The 18,617-nt window shown below is 63.7% G+C and carries 17 protein-coding genes and 1 tRNA gene; 13 read left to right on the forward strand and 5 right to left on the reverse strand.

Annotated elements, in window-relative coordinates:
• The 4 genes from UB31_RS06720 to UB31_RS06735 are packed head-to-tail and all read left to right on the forward strand — an operon-like array spanning position 1 to position 3,753.
• Positions 1–984, forward strand: a complete 984-nt coding sequence (locus tag UB31_RS06720; RefSeq protein WP_045010297.1) for an ABC transporter ATP-binding protein — start codon at positions 1–3, stop codon at positions 982–984.
• On the forward strand, positions 981–1,973 hold the full coding sequence (locus UB31_RS06725; protein ID WP_045010298.1) for an ABC transporter ATP-binding protein: 993 nt from the start codon (positions 981–983) through the stop codon (positions 1,971–1,973). The genes UB31_RS06720 and UB31_RS06725 overlap by 4 nt, the downstream gene beginning before the upstream one ends.
• On the forward strand, positions 1,973–2,902 hold the full coding sequence (locus tag UB31_RS06730) for an ABC transporter permease (RefSeq protein ID WP_045010299.1): 930 nt from the start codon (positions 1,973–1,975) through the stop codon (positions 2,900–2,902). Before UB31_RS06725 ends, UB31_RS06730 begins: the two co-directional genes overlap by 1 nt.
• The gene (locus tag UB31_RS06735) at positions 2,899–3,753 is read left to right on the forward strand and encodes an ABC transporter permease (RefSeq protein WP_045010300.1); all 855 of its coding nucleotides are present in this window, start codon (positions 2,899–2,901) and stop codon (positions 3,751–3,753) included. Before UB31_RS06730 ends, UB31_RS06735 begins: the two co-directional genes overlap by 4 nt.
• A 39-nt stretch (positions 3,754–3,792) precedes the next feature.
• On the opposite strand, the gene UB31_RS06740 is transcribed toward UB31_RS06735, so the two are convergent.
• Complete coding sequence (locus UB31_RS06740) at positions 3,793–5,169, reverse strand: SagB/ThcOx family dehydrogenase (RefSeq protein ID WP_045010301.1); 1,377 nt, start codon at positions 5,167–5,169, stop codon at positions 3,793–3,795.
• A gap of 95 nt (positions 5,170–5,264) precedes the next feature.
• Complete coding sequence (locus tag UB31_RS06745) at positions 5,265–7,511, reverse strand: TOMM precursor leader peptide-binding protein (protein ID WP_045010302.1); 2,247 nt, start codon at positions 7,509–7,511, stop codon at positions 5,265–5,267.
• 808 nt (positions 7,512–8,319) lie between these two features.
• Between UB31_RS06745 and UB31_RS06750 the strand changes: the two genes are divergently transcribed.
• From UB31_RS06750 to UB31_RS06780, 7 genes are all read left to right on the forward strand, one after another.
• Positions 8,320–9,189: a VOC family protein gene (locus tag UB31_RS06750; RefSeq protein WP_245305956.1), complete on the forward strand. Its 870-nt coding sequence runs from the start codon at positions 8,320–8,322 to the stop codon at positions 9,187–9,189.
• Between the two features lie 197 nt (positions 9,190–9,386).
• Positions 9,387–11,237, forward strand: a complete 1,851-nt coding sequence (gene ilvD / locus UB31_RS06755; protein WP_045010304.1) for a dihydroxy-acid dehydratase — start codon at positions 9,387–9,389, stop codon at positions 11,235–11,237.
• Positions 11,238–11,481: 244 nt separating this feature from the next.
• Positions 11,482–11,805 carry a hypothetical protein gene (locus UB31_RS42060; protein ID WP_045010305.1) on the forward strand — a complete coding sequence of 108 codons (324 nt, stop codon included), beginning with the start codon at positions 11,482–11,484 and terminating at the stop codon, positions 11,803–11,805.
• A 323-nt stretch (positions 11,806–12,128) separates the two neighbouring features.
• Positions 12,129–12,218: transfer RNA gene (locus UB31_RS06765), tRNA-Ser, on the forward strand.
• 170 nt (positions 12,219–12,388) lie between these two features.
• Entirely contained in the window at positions 12,389–13,456 is a 1,068-nt protein-coding gene (locus UB31_RS06770) for an AI-2E family transporter (RefSeq protein WP_045010306.1), read from the forward strand.
• A 195-nt stretch (positions 13,457–13,651) separates the two neighbouring features.
• On the forward strand, positions 13,652–14,212 hold the full coding sequence (locus UB31_RS40240) for a hypothetical protein (RefSeq protein ID WP_082078426.1): 561 nt from the start codon (positions 13,652–13,654) through the stop codon (positions 14,210–14,212).
• 178 nt (positions 14,213–14,390) lie between these two features.
• Positions 14,391–14,699 carry a potassium channel family protein gene (locus tag UB31_RS06780; RefSeq protein WP_349509949.1) on the forward strand — a complete coding sequence of 103 codons (309 nt, stop codon included), beginning with the start codon at positions 14,391–14,393 and terminating at the stop codon, positions 14,697–14,699.
• Positions 14,700–14,896: 197 nt separating this feature from the next.
• Here UB31_RS06780 and UB31_RS06785 read toward each other — a convergent pair whose 3' ends face one another.
• On the reverse strand, positions 14,897–15,580 hold the full coding sequence (locus UB31_RS06785) for a helix-turn-helix domain-containing protein (protein WP_045007360.1): 684 nt from the start codon (positions 15,578–15,580) through the stop codon (positions 14,897–14,899).
• Between the two features lie 325 nt (positions 15,581–15,905).
• Between UB31_RS06785 and UB31_RS06790 the strand changes: the two genes are divergently transcribed.
• Both UB31_RS06790 and UB31_RS06795 read left to right on the forward strand, forming a co-directional pair.
• Entirely contained in the window at positions 15,906–16,538 is a 633-nt protein-coding gene (locus UB31_RS06790; protein ID WP_045010309.1) for a response regulator transcription factor, read from the forward strand.
• Positions 16,539–16,717: 179 nt separating this feature from the next.
• Positions 16,718–17,092 carry a response regulator transcription factor gene (locus tag UB31_RS06795; RefSeq protein ID WP_082078427.1) on the forward strand — a complete coding sequence of 125 codons (375 nt, stop codon included), beginning with the start codon at positions 16,718–16,720 and terminating at the stop codon, positions 17,090–17,092.
• A gap of 16 nt (positions 17,093–17,108) precedes the next feature.
• Here UB31_RS06795 and UB31_RS06800 read toward each other — a convergent pair whose 3' ends face one another.
• Both UB31_RS06800 and UB31_RS06805 read right to left on the reverse strand, forming a co-directional pair.
• On the reverse strand, positions 17,109–17,693 hold the full coding sequence (locus tag UB31_RS06800) for an invasion associated locus B family protein (protein ID WP_045010311.1): 585 nt from the start codon (positions 17,691–17,693) through the stop codon (positions 17,109–17,111).
• 30 nt (positions 17,694–17,723) lie between these two features.
• Positions 17,724–18,611 carry an alpha/beta hydrolase family protein gene (locus UB31_RS06805; protein ID WP_045010312.1) on the reverse strand — a complete coding sequence of 296 codons (888 nt, stop codon included), beginning with the start codon at positions 18,609–18,611 and terminating at the stop codon, positions 17,724–17,726.
• Between the last annotated feature and the right edge of the window lie 6 nt (positions 18,612–18,617).

Below are 18,617 nucleotides of genomic sequence, written 5' to 3' on the forward strand. Positions count from 1 at the left end.
GTGACGCCGCTGATCAGCATCGAGGGCCTGAGTGTCGCCTTCAACGGTGTGCCCGTGCTGCGCGGCGTCGACCTGATGTTGCACAAGGGCGAGGCCCTCGGCCTCGTCGGCGAGTCCGGATCGGGCAAGTCCGTGACATGGCTTGGCGCGCTGGGACTGTTGCCGCGGCATGCACGCGTCTCTGGCTCCGTTCGTCTCGACGGGCGCGAGATTCTTGGCGCGCCTTCCGCCGAGCTCGACCAGGTGAGGGGCGGGCGGGTCGCCATGATCTTCCAGGATCCGGCGAGCGCGCTCAATCCGGTACTGACCATCCGCAAGCAGCTCTGCGAGGCCTTGGCGCTGCATCGTGATCTCTCGGGCGTGGCTGTGAAAGCGGAAGCGCTGAGGCTGCTCGACCTCGTCGGCATACCCGACGCAGGCCGCCGGCTCTCCGCCTATCCGCATGAGTTCTCCGGCGGCCAGGTCCAGCGCATCATGATCGCGATGGCCTTGGCCGGAAATCCCGATCTGCTGATCGCCGATGAGCCCACGACGGCGCTCGACGCCACCATTCAGGCGCAGATCCTGGAGCTGCTGTCGTCGATCCGCCGCGAGATGGGTATGGCGATGGTCCTGATCAGCCACGATCTCGGCGTCGTCGCGGAAAATTGCGACCGCGTCGCCGTGATGTATGCCGGCCGCATCGTCGAGCAGGCCCCGGCCAACCAGATATTCGCCGATCCCGTGCACCCTTATGCGCAAGGCCTGATCGGCGCGCTGCCGCCGCTCGACGGGCCGCGCCGGCGCCTCACCGCCATTCCCGGGACGGTGCCTGATCCCGCGAAAATGCCTGATGGATGCGCCTTCGCGCCTCGTTGTGCGTTGGCGGCCGAGCCGTGCGGCCTTGCCGCGCCGAGCCTGGCGCCGATCGCGAACGACCGCGCCGTCGCCTGCATTCGCGCTGAGGCCTCGCGCCGCGCGCTGCTCGGGATCGCCGCCGAATGAGCGCGTCGCTCGTCGAGGTGTCCTCGATCTCGCGCAGCTATGCGATGCGCTCCGGAATGTTCGGCCGAAGCACCGCAGTTCACGCGGTCGACGGCGTGTCGCTCACAATTCCCAAAGGCGAAACGCTGGGCCTCGTCGGCGAGTCCGGTTCCGGCAAATCCACCACGGGCCGCATCGTGCTCGGTCTCGAGCCGCCGGATCGCGGCGAGGTGCGGTTCGACGGCAAGCCGATGGCTGCGCCTGGAACGCCGGCGTGGCGTGCGCAACGGGCGCGCATGCAGATGATCTTTCAAGACCCGTTGGGCGCGCTGGACCGGCGCTTGCCGGTCGCGGCGCAAATCCGTGAGCCGCTGGACATTCACGGGCTCGGCACGCCGGCCGAGCGCGACGACCGCGTCCGCGAATTGCTGCGCGCGGTCGAGCTAACCCCGGCGCATGGTGTGCGTTATCCCGGGGCGCTCTCCGGCGGGCAGCGCCAGCGCATCGTGTTGGCGCGGGCGCTTGCGACAAAACCCGATTTCCTGGTCTGCGACGAGCCGGTCAGCGCGCTCGATGTCTCGATCCAGGCGCAGGTGGTGAACTTGCTCGCCGATCTCCAGGAAAGACTCGCACTGACGCTGCTGTTCATCAGCCATGATCTGCGCGTCGTCCGCCAGATCAGCAATGTCGTGGCGGTGATGTATCTCGGCCGCATCGTCGAGATCGGCAGCGCCGATGATCTCTTTGCACGGCCGGAGCATCCGTATACGCAAGCGCTGGTCTCGGCCTCGCCCGCGCCCGGCCGACGCAGCGCAGGCCGCATCGTGTTGGCGGGCGATCCGCCGAACCCGGCCGCGCGTCCGCACGGCTGCGCGTTCCATCCACGCTGTCCGCGCGCGGTTGCGCGTTGCGCGACCGAGACGCCGGTTCTCTCGGCCGTCGGTGGTGACCGGCAAGTCGCCTGCCATCTCGTGACGGGGCCGCAAGTCCAAACGCGGGACGCGGCCTGATGGCACGCTATTTCGCCATTCGCATCGGACGCGCGGCCCTGACGATCGTCCTCGTCGTCACCTTCGCCTTCATCGTGCTGCGTCTCTCCGGCGATCCCGCGCTGATGATTTTGGGACCGGAAGCGCCGCCGGAGGTCCTCGCCGCCTTCCGCAAGGCCTGGGGCCTCGATGATCCCATCTGGTTCCAGTATCTCGATTACTTCGGTGCCATCGCCAAGGGCGAGCTCGGCCGCTCCATGCGCGACGGAAGGCCCGCGATCCAGCTCGTGCTGGAGCGGATCCCGGCGACGCTGGCGCTGACCTTGCCGGCCTTCGCGTTCAAGGTGGCGCTCGGCATTCCCGCCGGCATCTACGCCGCGTTGCACCGAGGCACCGCGATCGACCGCGCCGTGATGATGACGGCGGTGGCCGGCTTCACGGTCCCGAGTTTTGTCCTTGCGCTGGTGCTCGTGCTCGTCTTCGCCGTGCAGCTTGGATGGCTGCCGTCGGGTGGGCAGGACAGCTGGCGTCACGCCATCCTGCCGATCGCGACGCTGAGCCTCGGCGGTGCGGCCGTGCTGGCGCGTTTCACGCGAAGCGCGATGCTGGAAGTGCTGGGCCAGCCCTATATCCGCACGGCGTCGGCCAAAGGCGTGCCTTGGCACCGAGTTGTGATCTCGCACGCGCTGCCGAACGCGGCGATCCCGACCGTCACCATTCTGGGCTTCATGGTGGGTACGCTGATTGCGGGCGCGGTCGTGGTCGAGAGCGTGTTTTCGTGGCCGGGGGTAGGCCGCCTGCTCGTCGTTGCCGTCGCCAACCGCGACCTCGCCGTCGTGCAATGCATCCTGCTGCTGGTCGCGCTGACCATGGTCACGTCGAACCTGATCGTCGACTTCCTCTACGGCTTCCTCGATCCGCGCCTGCGCGCCAAAGGAGCCCACGCATGACGGACGCGACGATGAAGGACAGCGCCGTTCGCTACCGCATCAGCCTGCCGGCGATACCGGTCTCGGTCGCGCTGGCGGTCACCTGGATCATCGCGATGCTGGTGATTGCCGCCTTCGCCGAGAAGATTGCGCCCTATGGCTACACCCAACTCGACCTGCGCAATCGCCTGTCTGCGCCCGGCAATGTCGCGCACTGGCTCGGCACCGACGAGCTCGGCCGCGACGTGCTGTCGCGACTGCTTGTCTCGATCCGCATCTCGCTGCTGATCGCCTTCGGCGCAACCGCGATTTCGGCCGTCGTCGGCACCACGCTCGGCTTCCTCGCCGCGCATTTCCGCGGGGTCGTCGAGCAGTTCGTGCTGATGCTGACCGACTTCCAGGCCAGCATGCCCTTCCTGATCATGGCGCTCGCGGTGCTCGCCTTCTTCGGCAACTCGCTGCCGCTGCTGATCGGCCTGATGGGATTGTTCGGTTGGGAGCGCTATGCCCGCATCGCCCGCGGCCTCGCCATTTCCGCCAATGCGCAAGGTTATGCCGCTGCCGTCCGGCAGCTCGGTGCGACGCCGGCGCGGATTTATCTCAGGCACATTCTGCCCAACATCGCCTCGACCCTGATCGTCTCGACCACGCTGGTCTTCCCCGAGGTGATCCTGATGGAGTCAGGGCTGTCCTTCCTCGGCGTGCAGCCGCCGATGACCAGCCTCGGCAACATGGTCGGCTACGGCCGCGAATACCTCACGCGGGCCCCCTGGATCATGCTGGCGCCGGCCACCACAATCGTCGTCACGACGCTGGCGGTCTCCGTGATCGGCGACTGGCTGCGCGACAGGCTCGATCCGACCCTGCAATAACGCGACTGGCTTGAGGTGAGAGCCGAATTGCCCGAGCGTCTAGCTTGGGATATCGAGCTTCCTGCCGCGCCCGAGCGCGAATTGACCGACCGGGCTCTCGACATGGAATTCCAGCTCCGTCATCTTCGCGAACAGATCGATGTTGGTGCTGCCAATAGCGCAGCCGCCGAGGCCCATATCGGTCGCCGCCAGGTAGAACGTCTGGAGCAGGGCGCCGACATCCTTCAGGATCAGCGAATATGCGATTGCGCTATATTTCCAGGAGATCCGGCCAAAGCGCGCGGCGATCGTGATCAGGATTTGCGGCTGACCCGGCGCGTCCATGGCAAACTGGGCTGCCGCCGCGTGCGCCTGGAGTTGTTGAGTGGAGGCGCTGATCGCAACAAGCGCGTGGCTTCCTGCATCGTAGTGGTAGAGTCCGCGCGCAAGCCCTTCGCAGCTCGAGACCGTCAGGTACAATTCCAGCTCGTAGGCACTGCCCGCCGCCGGATAAGGCCGTGTGCTGTAGTCGACCTCGGAACCGCCGTCAAAATAGGGGCCGCTCTTCCATTCGGACATCACGCGCGCGGTGGTGTCGAGAAATTGCGCGAGTTCGCCGAGCGTGACCGGATGCTTGTCGTCGAAATCCCGCGTCGAATGACGTTCGCGCAACAGCTTTGGGAAGGGTGAGTCTGGTTCGGAGGAGGAGAATTTGCGCAGGTCGATCTTGCTGCCGGGCCAGGGCGGACGCACGGCGGGCGACGGCGGAACGACGCTCGCATAGGTGAAGGCGGCGCCGACCGGATTGGCTTGCCGGCCCTCGGTGCTCCGCGTGTGAAACACCAGATCATGGAAATCCCAGAGAACGAGATTGCCGTCGCCCTCATTCACCCGCAGGCCGTCGCCATCTTTCGCAGCGAGCTTGAGCAGGATCTGGCTGTCCAGCAACAGTTCGAGCAGATAGAGCGTCGAGGAGCCAGCCCGCAGGTTGAGCTTGCTGATCTTCCGAGGCTGCGACAGCACGGCAAGGGTCGCGGCGATGGTGGGATCGCCAATCCGGAACAGCGCGCCGGCGCGCGGGGATTCCAGCACCATCTCATTGCCGCGACGGCGCAGATAGGCAAAGCGAGACAACACAATAGTATCGCGGCTGCCGAGCTTCGCGCGTCGCGGCCAGTATTCGGCGACCTGGGGCTCGATGACCACGAGGTCTTGCTCGTCACGAGAGGAGGGGAGGCGGTATTCCAGAAGTCCTTGCCGGGCCAGCCGATGCGCCAGCGCGTCGACTTCCTTGGCGAGAGCGCTCTTGCCTGCAAAGGACGCGAGCGGAAGGCCGGTGCTCAGATGTCGCGCGCGATCCATCGCGGCCGCGCTGAACTGTCCGAGGTTGACGGAATAGTCGCCCAGAGAGGCGGTGATGTTTCCGTCCAGCTGCATCTGAAGGGAGAAACGATGGCTCAATCGGGCGGCAATGTCGGGCGCGATTGTCCTGGTCGGCTTTTTCCGGGGAGCGCGCACGAAAGAGCAGCCCTTCAGGTGTGCGGAAGGAACGACGTCAACTCGCTTTCCAGTCGCGGCCGGTCCAACAATCCGAGCTTCACCGGGACATCGTAAAGGCGGCCAGGCGCGTAGCGGCGATAGAAATGACGCAAGCCTGGAACGAGCACCCTGACGACGGGAACCTCGACGTCGGGCCGGGTCTGGTCGAGCACGAGGAAATCGTAGCCGGCACGGGCGGCGATCTCGACGCAGGCAATGACCTGGTCACGCGTATTGTCGTGAAGCTTGAGGCTCGGCGCCGGGGGGACGATCGGGCGGTCGCTCGGTATCAGGAACGGATAGTCTTCCAGGCGCAGCGGCGTGATACCGTCAAGGCTCGGCTTCTCGCCGCTTGCGCCGCCCATCATGCCGACGGACATGAATTGGGTCAGCTCGGTGAGGGCGCGCAGCAGTGCGATACGGCGGTCGAAATGCGCGCCGGAACCGAACTCGATATTCTCGTGACCATTCTGCATCCAGTGCATGATCGCCACGTAAGTGGGAATGCCGAGATCGCTGGTGACGTCGAGCACCCACAGCTTGCGCCCGGCTTCCGCAAATTGAGTCTGGAGGTCCCGGACGTAGAAATCGTCGAACTGCTCGAGGTCGATCGCGGCGCGCTGCACCCGGTTGTACCACCAGATCGCGTAGGCATCGCGCTCGATCAGTTCGAGGAAGCCCTGGACGATAGCCTCATCGCGGGTGTTGCCGGCTGCGCAGCCGTTGGAATCCGTATGGAAGCCACCGTAGAAGAAGTACAGGAGGCCGGTCGGCAGATATTTGAAGCGTTTGTCGCGCAACGATGTGACCGGCGACCACTCGGTCTTCGCCGAGGCATCGAATGGCTCCGGAACCGGATGGGAATCGTCCGGCTGCTGGAGAAACCTGTGCTTGAACTGCGTTTCGCTGAAGAGCTGGACATCGTTGGGAAGAAGCGCATCGCCCGGCGCGAAATCGCCAAAGCGGCGTGTCTTCCTGATTTCATCGCCTTGAAAAATGCCCGAATAGCGCTCGATCGACTCCATCAGCGCGCTGGCCTCGCCCTGCTCGGCGGTCGAGCCCTTGCCATAGCTGCCGCCGCTCAATCCGGACCTGAGCTGGTCGATGCTATGGGCCGGCGCGGAGAAATTGTGCTGGGCGAAGTAATTGGTGTTCATCGGCAGATCGGCGTCGATCCGCTCGAGCCGGGTGACCACGCCGGTCAGCGGGCTTACATGCTTGCGGAAGCGCGACACCGTCGCCCGCGACGTCACGGTGCGATATCCACCGCTGGTCATGACGAGCTTCTTGCCTTCGGCGATCTCGACCGGCGTCGGAGACCGGCTCGGGTTGTTCAGCTTCCTGCTGCCGCAAGTCGGACATTGCGGGCGTCGCGCGACGTAGTGCTTGGCGATGACGGCGCCGGCGAGGTCGAAGCTTGCGATGTGATCGTGCAGATCGGTGCGAAAGCCCGAGGCGATTGCCTTGGCGATCTCGACGGCCGCGAAATGGATTGCAGTCTGTCCGACGCTGTCGCTGACAAGTGACGATACGGCGACCGCACGCGCTTGTTCGCGGTCAAGAAACCCCTTGATCTCCCGGTTGCGGATCATGCGATCGAACAGGCAGGTCCAGCAGGCGCTCTCGCCCGGCTTGAACACGGGCCCGACCAGCGGAAATGCGCCGGACGGCTGTACCAGCAGCCATGGCGTCTTGCCGGCCACACGCTCCTGGTTCAATTCGCCGAGCCGCCGGTCAAGATAATCGTTCGCCAGCGTGATCGTGAGCTTCGGCGAGCGCTTGGCGATTTGAACGCCGAGCTTACTCAAGGCTGCGGTCAGCTCCTTGGCGCCTTTGACGTCGATCGCCTCGACCTGCACGGGGCAATCGCGAAGATTTTGTTCGGCGACCTCCAAAGACAGACCGAGGCCTGCCCAGAAACCGCCGACGGTCTCGTCAAATGCTTGCAGGGTCCGTGCGACGACATATCGGCGATCGAGCAGCCGCTTGATCGCCTCCTCGATCTTGTCGACCGGGAAGCGCTTCGAAAGCAGGCGAATGATCTCCGGCCTGGCCTTGCCCTGTTGCCCGATCGCAGTAGCGAGGGCGCAGTAGAGTTCGCCGTGCAGGAAGAACTTGCGATCCTCGGAATAGAGGCAAACCGCATCGGGCGGGAGTACGTAGGCGGTGAAGTTCGGTGCAAATCGGAGAAGGTCTTTGCGGGTCTGCCGCGCAACGCGGGTCTTGCGATTGGCAGTCATTGAGTCAGCACGCTGATCCTGTTGCCGTTACGTCCAGATCGCCGGCGCAAGCGCAGGAGCGAAACCAAGCAATTGGCCGGACCCTTTTGCAGGACCGGCCAATGATATGTCGGCTTTGTAGATACGCCATTCGGAACGTGCCGAGGTCTAGCACCAGCGGCAGCGACCCCACGATGCACAGCAACCGGCGCATGATACGACGGCGCATCCCACCACACCAACGGCGCAGCCTCGGCAACCGACGCCACATCGGCAGCCCCGGCAGCCGCGACAGCCTCCGCAGCCGCGACAGCCGCCGCAGCCGCGCCAGGCGACTTGCACGCGACCACTGAGGTCTTCCTTGTCGAAGAGATGGAAGGTGGCGAGACTGACGTCGGCCATTTCCTCTTCACCGAACGTGATGGCCTGACCCGGTCCAAAGTGCGGTGATTGGTGTACGTCGGGTGTCGGCACGGCGGACGCCAATGCGCTTCCCGCCAGCGAAAACGTCAGCCCTGCGGCTCCGAGCGCCGGTACGGCGACTTTAGTGACGCGCTTCTTCCCTTTAGACATTTGTTTCGCCTGCCGCATGGTCGAACCTCCGAGCATTGCAAGAAACGTCCCCGTCGCGCTAAGTCTACGCCTTGGATATAGCGCAATCAACGCTCGCGCGCATTAAAACATCTCGTTGCGCGTTCAGCATGCATTCATCTTCATGAACAGAATCGGCGCGCCTCGTTGACAGAATGCATCGACGATCCGCACAGTGTGTGCGCGTGCAGCTTGGTGCAGTGCCGCAATCGCATCCAGGCTTGAAGGGGAGATCGGCGTGGCGGATCAACGCGGACGTTTCGCTTGGTACGAACTCATGACCACGGATGTCGCGGCGGCAGGCGCGTTTTATCGGAAGACCGTCGGTTGGAGTATGAAGGACGAATCGACTCCGGACATGCCTTACACGGTGCTTCGGAGCGACGGCGCTCCGCTGGGCGGGCTTATGGATATCCCGGAAGAGGGGCGGAAATCCGGAGCCACGCCGAGATGGATGGCTTACGTCGCGGTCGACGATCTGGACGGGACTGCCGTGCAGATCAGGCGGCTCGGGGGCACGATCTTTGTGCCGCCGACCGACACCAATATTGGCCGCATAGCAGTCGTTGCCGATCCACAGAACGCGACGTTCGGGCTGATCAAAACACCGACATATGGCCGAGGGAAACCGGGCCGGCTGGACGCGCCGGGGCACGTTGGCTGGCATGAGCTAATGGCCGCCGACCGGACCGTGATCTTCGATTTCTACAGCGAGCTGTTCGGTTGGCAGAAGGCCGACGCTCAAACAGATTCGGCGGACTTGTATCAATTGTTCTCGGCGGGTGGGCAGACCGTCGGCGGCGTGCTCACCAAAGTCCCGAGCGTGGCTCAGCCGAGCTGGCTGCATTACTTCAATGTCGAGGACATCGGCGCTGCGACGAAGCAGGTGAACGCTGGCGGGGGCCGCATTCTCCAGGGGCCGCTCGAATTACCCGATGGCTGCTGGATCGCGCGATGCGTCGATCCCCAGGGCGCCCTGTTTGCATTGCAGGGTGCGCGAGGTCCCGCAGGCATCGAGCCGGCCTCGGCCTCGGAAGTCGGGTGGTCCGCCAAGTGGGGCGGCATTGCCTCGCAGGGGAGAGTTGTGCTGCCCAAGCCGAAGCGCTAGCTGCGGCGTCTGTCCGGCGCTGACGCGACCTTGGCTATGGGCCGCGCCGGGAGCAGGGGAGGCCTGCGAAAGGCCGATCCGGCCCCGTCCGGGCCAAGTTCCCGTTGCGCCTGGCCACCCCGTGCGCTATCCGGCCGGAAAGGCCTGAGGCGGCTCGATTTTCCCGCCCGGCTGACCCAACCAGGACGGAAACCGCCATGCCAGCCTATCGCTCCCGCACCACCACCCACGGCCGCAACATGGCGGGCGCCCGCGGCCTCTGGCGCGCGACAGGCATGAAGGACGGCGACTTCGGCAAGCCTATCATCGCGGTCGTCAACTCCTTCACCCAGTTCGTGCCCGGCCACGTCCACCTCAAGGATCTCGGTCAGCTCGTGGCGCGCGAGATCGAGCAGGCCGGTGGCGTCGCCAAGGAGTTCAACACCATCGCGGTCGACGACGGCATCGCCATGGGCCATGACGGCATGCTCTACAGCCTGCCGTCGCGCGAGCTGATCGCCGACAGCGTCGAGTACATGGTCAACGCGCATTGCGCCGACGGCATGGTTTGTATCTCCAATTGCGACAAGATCACGCCCGGCATGCTGATGGCCGCGCTGCGCCTCAACATCCCCGCGGTGTTCGTCTCGGGCGGCCCGATGGAGGCCGGCAAGGTCACGCTCCAGGGCAAGACCAAGGCGGTTGACCTGATCGATGCCATGGTGGCCGCCGCCGACTCCAAGGTCAGCGACGAGGACGTCAAGGTGATCGAGCGCTCGGCGTGCCCGACCTGCGGCTCGTGCTCGGGCATGTTCACGGCGAATTCGATGAACTGCCTGACCGAGGCGCTGGGTCTTGCGCTGCCTGGCAACGGCACGGTGGTGGCGACCCATGCCGATCGCAAGCGACTGTTCCTCGAAGCCGGCCACACCATCGTCGATATCGTGCGCCGTTACTACGAGCAGGACGACGCCTCCGTGCTGCCGCGCAACGTCGCGAACTTCAAGGCGTTCGAGAACGCGATGACGCTCGACATCGCAATGGGCGGCTCGACCAACACGGTGCTGCATCTGCTCGCCGCTGCCCATGAAGGCGAAGTCGAGTTCACGATGCAGGATATCGACCGCCTGTCGCGCCGCGTGCCCGTGCTCTGCAAGGTCGCCCCCTCGGTCGCCGACGTGCATGTCGAGGACGTGCATCGCGCCGGCGGCATCATGGGCATTCTGGGCGAGCTCGATCGCGCCGGCCTGATCGACACGTCGGTCTCGACCGTGCATGCGCCGACCATGAACGATGCGCTGGAGCGCTGGGACGTCAAGCGCTCCAAGAGCGAAACGGTCCGCACCTTTTTCCGTGCCTCGCCCGGCGGAATTCCGACCCAGGTCGCCTTCAGCCAGGAGCGCCGCTACGACGAGCTCGATACCGATCGCGAGAAGGGCGTTGTCCGCAATCTCGAGCACGCCTTCAGCAAGGACGGCGGCCTCGCCGTGCTCTACGGCAACCTCGCGCAGGACGGCTGTATCGTGAAGACCGCCGGCGTCGACGCCTCGATCCTGAAATTCGCAGGCCCCGCCCGTGTGTTTGAGAGCCAGGACGCGGCCGTTGAGGGCATTTTAGGCGGCAAGGTCGTCGCCGGTGAGATCGTGGTCATCATCTACGAAGGCCCGCGCGGTGGCCCTGGGATGCAGGAGATGCTGTATCCGACCAGCTATCTGAAATCGATGGGCCTGGGCAAAGCCTGCGCGCTCGTCACCGACGGCCGCTTCTCCGGCGGCTCGTCCGGCCTGTCGATCGGCCATCTGTCGCCGGAAGCCGCCGAAGGCGGCAACATCGGCCTCGTGCGCACCGGCGATCGCATCGCAATCGACATTCCGAACCGCAGCATCAGCCTGGAGGTCTCCGACGAGGAGCTCGCCAAGCGCCGCGCCGCGGAAGAGGCGAAGGGCGATACCGCCTGGCAGGCGATTGGCCGCAAGCGCAATGTCTCCACCGCACTCCAGGCGTATGCCGCGCTCACGACCAGCGCCGCGCGCGGCGCGGTGCGCGAAGTGAAGCGGCGCTCGAAGTAAATGTGTCCTGCGCGGGCGTGATCGCGGTTGTCGCGGTCACGCCTCACGCATGGTCAACAAGTTCTTAGCGACCGGCAAAAATCGGTCGCTCGCATTAAGGATGCCCCGACGAACTTCGGCAGCCCGGGATTTCGCGGCGTATACTGCGCGCGACCTTCGCAAATCCATTTCGGGCAACTGGGGCGCCACCACAATGTCTCGTACTCTTGCTGTCGTTTTCTCAACGCTCGTCGCCGCGATTTCGATGACGAATGCTGCCTCCGCGGGCTGCTACAATTGCTATACGCCGCCGCCGTGCACGACCTGCTACCAGCAGCAATATGTGCAGCCGCAATACCGCACCATCGATGAGACCGTGATGGTGTCGCCCGGCGCCACGGTCGCGCATCGCGCGCCCGCGCAGTATCGCACCGTGATGGTCCCGCAGACCGTGATGGTGGCGCCGCCGAGCGTCCAGTACGAGCGTATCCCGCCGCAATACGCCACGCGCCAACGCGTCGAGATGGTCTCGCCCGGCTATTCCTATTACGCCCCGGTCGCCCCGAGCTGCGGAAACTGCGGCTACTGAAAACAGCGCAACGAAGAAAACTTCGCGCGGTGCTCCTCACGGGGCGCCGCGTTTTCTTTTGCGGGCAGCCAAACGAGGCCCGGAAATGGAGGCTAATCCAACCGGACCTCGCAACCAGCGATGCCCTGGGAGGTGTCGCCAGTGTCTGGGATTGCTGAGGGACGGCCGCTGCTGGTGCGGCCGGCATGTTGCCCAAGCTAGAGATGCAGCCTGACGCTCACCTGACAGACCGGGTTCGGCGAAGGGGGCAGGTTGGAGCGAGGCCCCCAACTTCGCGTTGCCTTGCGCCACCGACTGCGTTAAGCGACAGCCATTCCGAGCTTGGAAGGGTGGCCGAGTGGTTTAAGGCACCGGTCTTGAAAACCGGCGTGCCCGAAAGGGTACCGTGGGTTCGAATCCCACCCCTTCCGCCAGTATGCTGCTCACCGCTCCGTCCAATTGTTGGCGCTAATGCGTTGAGGCAATTGCGTTTTTCCTGAGCAAAGCGATTGCCATTGGCTTGACATGGATCAAGCCTGCCGCTCAAGACGAGCCGTTAGACTCCGCGAGAGTTTGCCGTGCGTCGAGAGTCAGGCCTCAAGCCTTGAGAACACTTCGCCAACTCCTGCCCGCCGAAGGCATCATTCAGCTCGTGATCCGGCTAGGATTGCTGGCGCTGCTGATCTTTTGGACGTTTCTGATCATCCAGCCGTTCGTGCCGATCCTGACCTGGAGCGCGGTGCTGGCGGTGGCGTTCTATCCGGCCTTCAGCTGGGTCGCCAAGCGCCTCGGTGGCCGCCCACGCTTGGCCGCGGCCATCCTCACCCTCGTCACGCTCGGCATTATCATCGGTCCTGTTGCCTGGCTAGGCGTCAGCGCAGTCGAAGGGATCAGGGATATCGCGAGCCAGATCGGCACCGGCGATCTCGTGCTTCAGGCCGCGCCCGAGCGGATCAAGGACTGGCCGGTGATCGGTCCGCAGCTCTACGATCTCTGGAACCAAGCCTACACGAACGTTCGCGCCATTCTGCGCGAGGCGGCGCCGTATCTCAAACCGCTTGCAGGGATGATGCTGTCGTTCGCCGGCGATGCCGGCCTCGGTACCCTTCAGTTCCTGCTGTCGGTGTTCGTCGCCGGCTTCCTCCTCCCGTACGGACCGCAGCTTGTTGCCGCCGTTCGCGGCTTCCTGTTCCGCATCGTGCCGGAGCAAAGCGAGCATTTTCTGGAGCTGGCCGGCGCAACCATCCGCGCTGTGTCGCAGGGCGTCATTGGAGTCGCGATCTTGCAGTCGCTGTTGGCCGGCATCGGCTTCAAGCTCGCAGGCGTCCCGAGTGCTGGCCTGCTTGCATTCGTCGCACTGTTGCTGTCGATCGTGCAGATCGGCCCCTTCCTCGTTCTCCTTCCTGTGATCATCTGGATCTGGACAGCGAAGGATGTCACCACGGCATTGCTTCTCACCGCGTTCTTCATCGCTGTCGGCCTCCTCGACAACATCCTGAAGCCGCTCGTGATGGGACGTGGCCTGACGACGCCGACGCTCGTGATCCTGATCGGGGTCATCGGCGGAACGCTCGCACATGGGATCATCGGTCTCTTTATCGGGCCGATCATCCTGTCGGTTGCCTGGGAACTGGCGGCGGCGTGGATCCGGATCGAGCGTGCCACGGCTTGAATGCGCGCGCATCACGGACACCTGTCGCACCTTTGACATAAGTCAAACCCTGAACTTCTCACGCGCCTTGAGTGCGAGAAGGTGAGGTGTGACCTCGGGCATGTCGATGGATCATCAGGCGCCGCAGAGTGATTGCGCACTCAGACAAGTGTCCTCGGTGGCCGGCCGGGTGCTCCTGGTTGGTGATTGACCGCCATGGACTCAATCCTCGCTATCGATGCCGATGTGGCGGGGGTGAGCTTCGAGCTCTTCTCCGTGCAAGGCGAGGGGAGGCTGGAACAGCAAATCAAGGGAAGGCTTGGCGGATTGGGCAGCTGTCCGCGCCTTAAGGCGCACCGAATGAACGGAGATTCGTTGGCGCATCGCGTTTACCGCAGTGACGATGTCGGTGATGTCGCGGCGGCATTCACGGTCGTCGACGCATGGCTTCGGGACGAACTGGGGGTCGAGCCGCTGGCCGTGGGACATCGCCTCGCTCACGCCGGGCCGAACGACGCTCAACCGGTCTTGATTGATGACGCCGTGATGGTTCGACTGGAGCAGTTGGTCGCTTTGGCGCCGTTGCGTCTGCCGCATAATCTCGCGCCGATCCGTTCTATGCGCGCCAATCATCCGGCGCTGGTGCAAGTCGCCTGCTTCGACAGTGCGTTTCATCTCAGCCGAGCGGCTGGAAGCGATGGCCAACCCTACGATGATGAACTTGCGATCGCGCGGCATACGTTGGCGTTCTTGCTGAACGGGCCGTCGTCGCGCTGACGCAGGTCCCTGAAGCTGAAAAACTGGTCGGTCCTTTATGCTGCTTCAGTTCCTCGTCGGCGCGCTGGTCAGTATGACTAATATCGGAATCCATGCCCTGGTGACCGTCGTCGCCGTTTCGATTGCGCGCGGCGCAAGCGCAGGCCTTCGGCAAACGGAGAGACCAAGATTGCATCTGATGGGCGTGATGATCGCAACGGCTGCAGTATTGCAGGTCGCGCACACACTGGAAATCCTGGCATGGGCCTGGACGTACGGCATCATCCAGGCCGCGGCACCCGGCAGCGAGCTGCTCTATTTCGCTTTCGTCAACTACACCACGCTCGGCTACGGCGATATCACACCAGTACGCGAATGGCGGCTCATCGGCCCGCTGACCGCCATGAACGGCGTGCTGCTGTTCGGCTGGTCGGCCGCCATCCTGTTCGAGGTTTTGCGTAAGACACTCGAACACCTCGGCGTGACCGAAGCGCCGGGCCTCAAATGATCCCGATGGGACGAACGGTATCCCGCAGAGGCAAATTCACCTCAGGAAAAGGATGATCGCCGTGAACGCGACGGGCAGGGCCCCGATGACGACGACGGTGATCCGGAATGCGATCTCGTTCCACATGGAGCGAGGCTAACATTGGATTGAGCCGATGTGATGTGCAGTTTGTGCCATTCGCCAACAGTGAAGGCTGCTCAAGACTGCAAATCAAGGCTCGCGAGCTTCAGCCGGTCCAGCAGCACGATCTGGCGCTGGTTGTTGCCGATGAAGCCGAGCACGCCGAACTCGTGCAGCCGCGACAACGCACGGGACACGGTCTCCAATGTCAGGCCGAGATAGTCGGCGATATCGCGGCGCGACATCGGCAGCGCCATGACGCCGGCGGCGGTCAACCGTTTGTCCATCTCGAGCAGGAAGGCGGCAACCCGCTCCAGCGAGGTCTTGCGTCCCAGCAGCAGCATGTGATCTTCGGCGTGCTGCAAATTGGTCGTGGTCATGCCGAGCAGGTTCTTGGCGACCATGGCATCGCTCTCGGCCACCAGTTCGAGGCTTTGCCGCCTGATCAGGCGAACGGTGGTGTCGACGATCGCCTCCGCCGTGAAACGGTGTGCGCCGCCGTTCTCAAGCCCGAAAATGTCGCCGGCGAGATGAAACGCGCCGATCTGACGCCGTCCGTCGGTCAGCAGCTTGTAGCTCCGCACCGCACCAAACTTGACCTGATAGACGTACTCGGCAGGCTCCTTCTCGCCGTAGACCTCGGTGCCCTTCTTGTAGGTGAATTCGCTCAAACTCACGATGGGATTTGACGCGCTGGTCATTCCGAAGTCGCGGAGAGAATTGGGGCGCGGTGACTGGTCGGTTGCGATGCGCACAAACATGGCCCAACTCCTCAACTAATCGCTGAATTGGTCTGTCAGAAACTAGGACCCATTTCGTTTTTCGGGATGCGCCCCGCCGTGTCGCGCTGCGGTTGATGTACGACGAAGGCCGTATTATCAACCATTGTATCTAAGGTCATTGTACGAAAGGACAGGGCGGCATTTTCCTGCACGGAATGAGAAGGCCTGTTCGCCAGCATTGCTCATTTTGATTCGATTCGTAGACGTGCCGATGCGACCGATATCGTCGGCCCGTTGAACTGATCATCGGCTTCTCCAACTGGCTCGAACGCCCTGTCGGCATTGTCTTCTCAAGAGGTGAAAGTTGCCTGGCTTCGTTCACATCGTCGACGATGACGCTTCGTTCCGGACAGCGATCGAGCGCCGGTTGAAGCTTGCCGGCTATGACGTCGCGACCTATGCGTCCGCCCAGGATCTGCTTGATCGTCTGCCGGACGACGAGCGGCCGGGATGCATCCTGCTCGACGTGCAGATACCGGGGCTCACCGGTCCCGAGCTGCAGAACCATCTCACCCGGCTCGGCTCGAAGCTGCCGATCGTCTTCCTGACCGGGCACGCCGATACGGCAACGACGGTGCGGGCCATCAAGGCTGGTGCCGAGGATTTTCTCACCAAGCCGGTGTCGTCGGAACAGTTGATCGACGCGCTTGAACGTGCCTTGGCTCGTCAGAAGACCGAGCGAAGCCAGCGCGGCAAGCTCGATGTGCTCCGCACTCTGGTCGCGTCGCTGACACCGCGCGAGCGCCAGGTGTTCGATCTGATCGTGCGCGGCAAGATCAACAAGCAGATCGCCTATGAGCTCGGAACCAGCGAACGCACCGTGAAGGCGCATCGTCACCAGGTGATGGAGAAAATGCAGGTGTCCTCGCTTGCGGAGCTGGTGTCGCTCGCGGAGCGGCTCGGAATGCTCGATCCCGAAAGCAGACCATCCGCCTAGACGGAGCCTTCCGCCGACGGGTTTCCGCTGAGCGACCTGTCCAATGGGACAATATGAAAGCTTCTTGACGGTGCTGTAGAGAGCGCGTGGATCAATTCATGGCGCGCCGTCAGGTCAAGCTTTGGAACTGGTCGCCACGCCCGTACATTGCCCGATGGTCAAGATAGAGGCCGACGATATTGTCGCCGCACAGACCTATCATTGTCGTTGACGATGATTCATCCATGCGCACGAGCATCAAGCGGCTCTTGCGCGAGCACGGCTTCACCGTGTTGTTGTTCGACTCGGCGCATGCGCTGCTCGATCACGGCGAGCACGACAAGGCCGCCTGCATCATCATCGACATCAATCTGGACGGTCAGTCCGGCATCGATCTGCGCCGCCGTCTTGCGGAGGAGGGTATCACGGCGCCGGTGATCTACATCACCGGCAATGACAGCCAGGCGAACCACTCTGCCGCGGTCGAGTCGGGATGCATTGCATATCTGACCAAGCCTTTCAGGGCGCAGTCGTTGATGGAGCCGATCCAGCGCGCTGTTTCAGGGGCAATCTAGCAGGGGTGGCGGCCGCTCATTCATCGATCTCCTGCTCCAGCGTCTGTGCCGGTGCACCCTTGTGGATTGCGGCGAACTGCGCCAGCGGCAGCGAGGTCGTCAGCGAAAGAAGGTTGAAATCGACGACCTCAAGGACGAGCGCGTTTCCCGATTCCATGGCCTTGATGATGTTGGGATCGGCAACGTCGGCCGCGATGCAGGCGTTGGCGAGACACCACGTGTAGGGCACGCGATAGGAGCTGCCTTGGTCGACGGTCAGCTTGACCGGGTGCTGTAGATACATCCCGACAGGCACGAACAATTGCAGTCGTCCGTTGCGGTCGCCTTCACGCTCGATGAGATCCAGGCGCACGGCCATTTGACGGGTCGGAAAAGTGCCGGTGATCGACGTGCGGCACAGCGTCGGCGCGCCGCCCGCCTTGAAACAGAGCTTGCGCCAACTCCCATAGGTGATGTCCTTTGCCTCCCGCTGGCCGCGCGTTGCGACTTCGGCGGGCGTCGTCGCATGAGATTTCTCTCGCGCCGCCGCGTCCGCGATCGACGCCCCGCCGGCAATCGCTGCCACGAGAACGCCCGAGAGACAGTCACGTGCGCTGGTCATGGCTCAGCCTCCAGGCATCCGTATTCGCACTCATTTCTGCGCGTCGAGAAACTTCGCCACCAGCGGCGACCAGATCGGGATCGCATCAGGCGAACCGATGAAGAAATGCCCCTCATTGCCGAACGGCGGCATCAGGTGATATTCGGCCCGCCCACCCGCTGTGGTGAAGGCCTGGTGCATACGCTGCGACAGAGCAGGGCCGAAAAACGTGTCGTTCTCGATGTAGAACCACAGCATCGGCACCCGCGAGGTCCGGCCGAAATCCGCGGTCGCCTCGACCAGCTTGTCCGGTGCGCAGTTGTTGTTGGGCTTGCCGTCGACCCGGCCGCCGCGTCCCGCTGCGAAGGTGATGATAGCTTTGACCTGCGGCGGGTTCACGCTCGACAGCGCAATGGAAGCCCAGCCGCCGGCGGATTGTCCGATGACGACGACGTCCTTCGGGAGGACGCGTTTCTCGGCGATCATGTAGTCGATGATCCAGAGATCGGCCAGCGCCAACGCACGTCCGGCGTCATGGAAGTTCGGGTTGGTGCAGTTGCCGACCTTGGCGAAGAACGGGCCGTAGAGACCGCGCTCTGGAATGTCGATGGCGGCTGCGCCGTATCCCGTGCCGACGGGTGCCACGACGAAATAGCCGCGTTTGGCGAACCACTTCGCGGCGTCGCGGAATTCTACTAGCGGAAAGAAGCTGCGATCGACCGGTTTGAGCGACACGCCATGGTTCATGATCGCGAGCGGGAAGGGACCGTCGCCAACGGGGCGTACCACATAGGCGAACATCGGGAGCGGCAGCGGCAGCACCCAGACCTCCTCCTGAATACGGACGTCGTCCTCGGCGCGCGCCGGAGCGAGCAGGCAGGCCAGGAGGAGCAACGCCGCCGCCATCGACTTTGGAGTTGGTGCATGCCGGAGATTCATACGCGC

This window comes from Bradyrhizobium sp. LTSP849, from assembly GCF_000938255.1.
Lineage (GTDB): Bacteria > Pseudomonadota > Alphaproteobacteria > Rhizobiales > Xanthobacteraceae > Bradyrhizobium.

What these genes read in the sequence shown, in the direction of transcription:
- UB31_RS06745 (WP_045010302.1), bottom strand. Translation starts at nt 7,511, where the DNA reads ATGACTGCCAATCGCAAGACCCGCGTTGCGCGGCAGACCCGCAAAGAC.
- UB31_RS06805 (WP_045010312.1), bottom strand. Translation starts at nt 18,611, where the DNA reads ATGAATCTCCGGCATGCACCAACTCCAAAGTCGATGGCGGCGGCGTTG.
- UB31_RS06785 (WP_045007360.1), bottom strand. Translation starts at nt 15,580, where the DNA reads ATGTTTGTGCGCATCGCAACCGACCAGTCACCGCGCCCCAATTCTCTC.
- UB31_RS06735 (WP_045010300.1), top strand. Translation starts at nt 2,899, where the DNA reads ATGACGGACGCGACGATGAAGGACAGCGCCGTTCGCTACCGCATCAGC.
- UB31_RS40240 (WP_082078426.1), top strand. Translation starts at nt 13,652, where the DNA reads ATGGACTCAATCCTCGCTATCGATGCCGATGTGGCGGGGGTGAGCTTC.
- UB31_RS06725 (WP_045010298.1), top strand. Translation starts at nt 981, where the DNA reads ATGAGCGCGTCGCTCGTCGAGGTGTCCTCGATCTCGCGCAGCTATGCG.
- UB31_RS06780 (WP_349509949.1), top strand. Translation starts at nt 14,391, where the DNA reads ATGGGCGTGATGATCGCAACGGCTGCAGTATTGCAGGTCGCGCACACA.
- ilvD (WP_045010304.1), top strand. Translation starts at nt 9,387, where the DNA reads ATGCCAGCCTATCGCTCCCGCACCACCACCCACGGCCGCAACATGGCG.
- UB31_RS06800 (WP_045010311.1), bottom strand. Translation starts at nt 17,693, where the DNA reads ATGACCAGCGCACGTGACTGTCTCTCGGGCGTTCTCGTGGCAGCGATT.
- UB31_RS06740 (WP_045010301.1), bottom strand. Translation starts at nt 5,169, where the DNA reads ATGCAGCTGGACGGAAACATCACCGCCTCTCTGGGCGACTATTCCGTC.
- UB31_RS42060 (WP_045010305.1), top strand. Translation starts at nt 11,482, where the DNA reads ATGACGAATGCTGCCTCCGCGGGCTGCTACAATTGCTATACGCCGCCG.
- UB31_RS06730 (WP_045010299.1), top strand. Translation starts at nt 1,973, where the DNA reads ATGGCACGCTATTTCGCCATTCGCATCGGACGCGCGGCCCTGACGATC.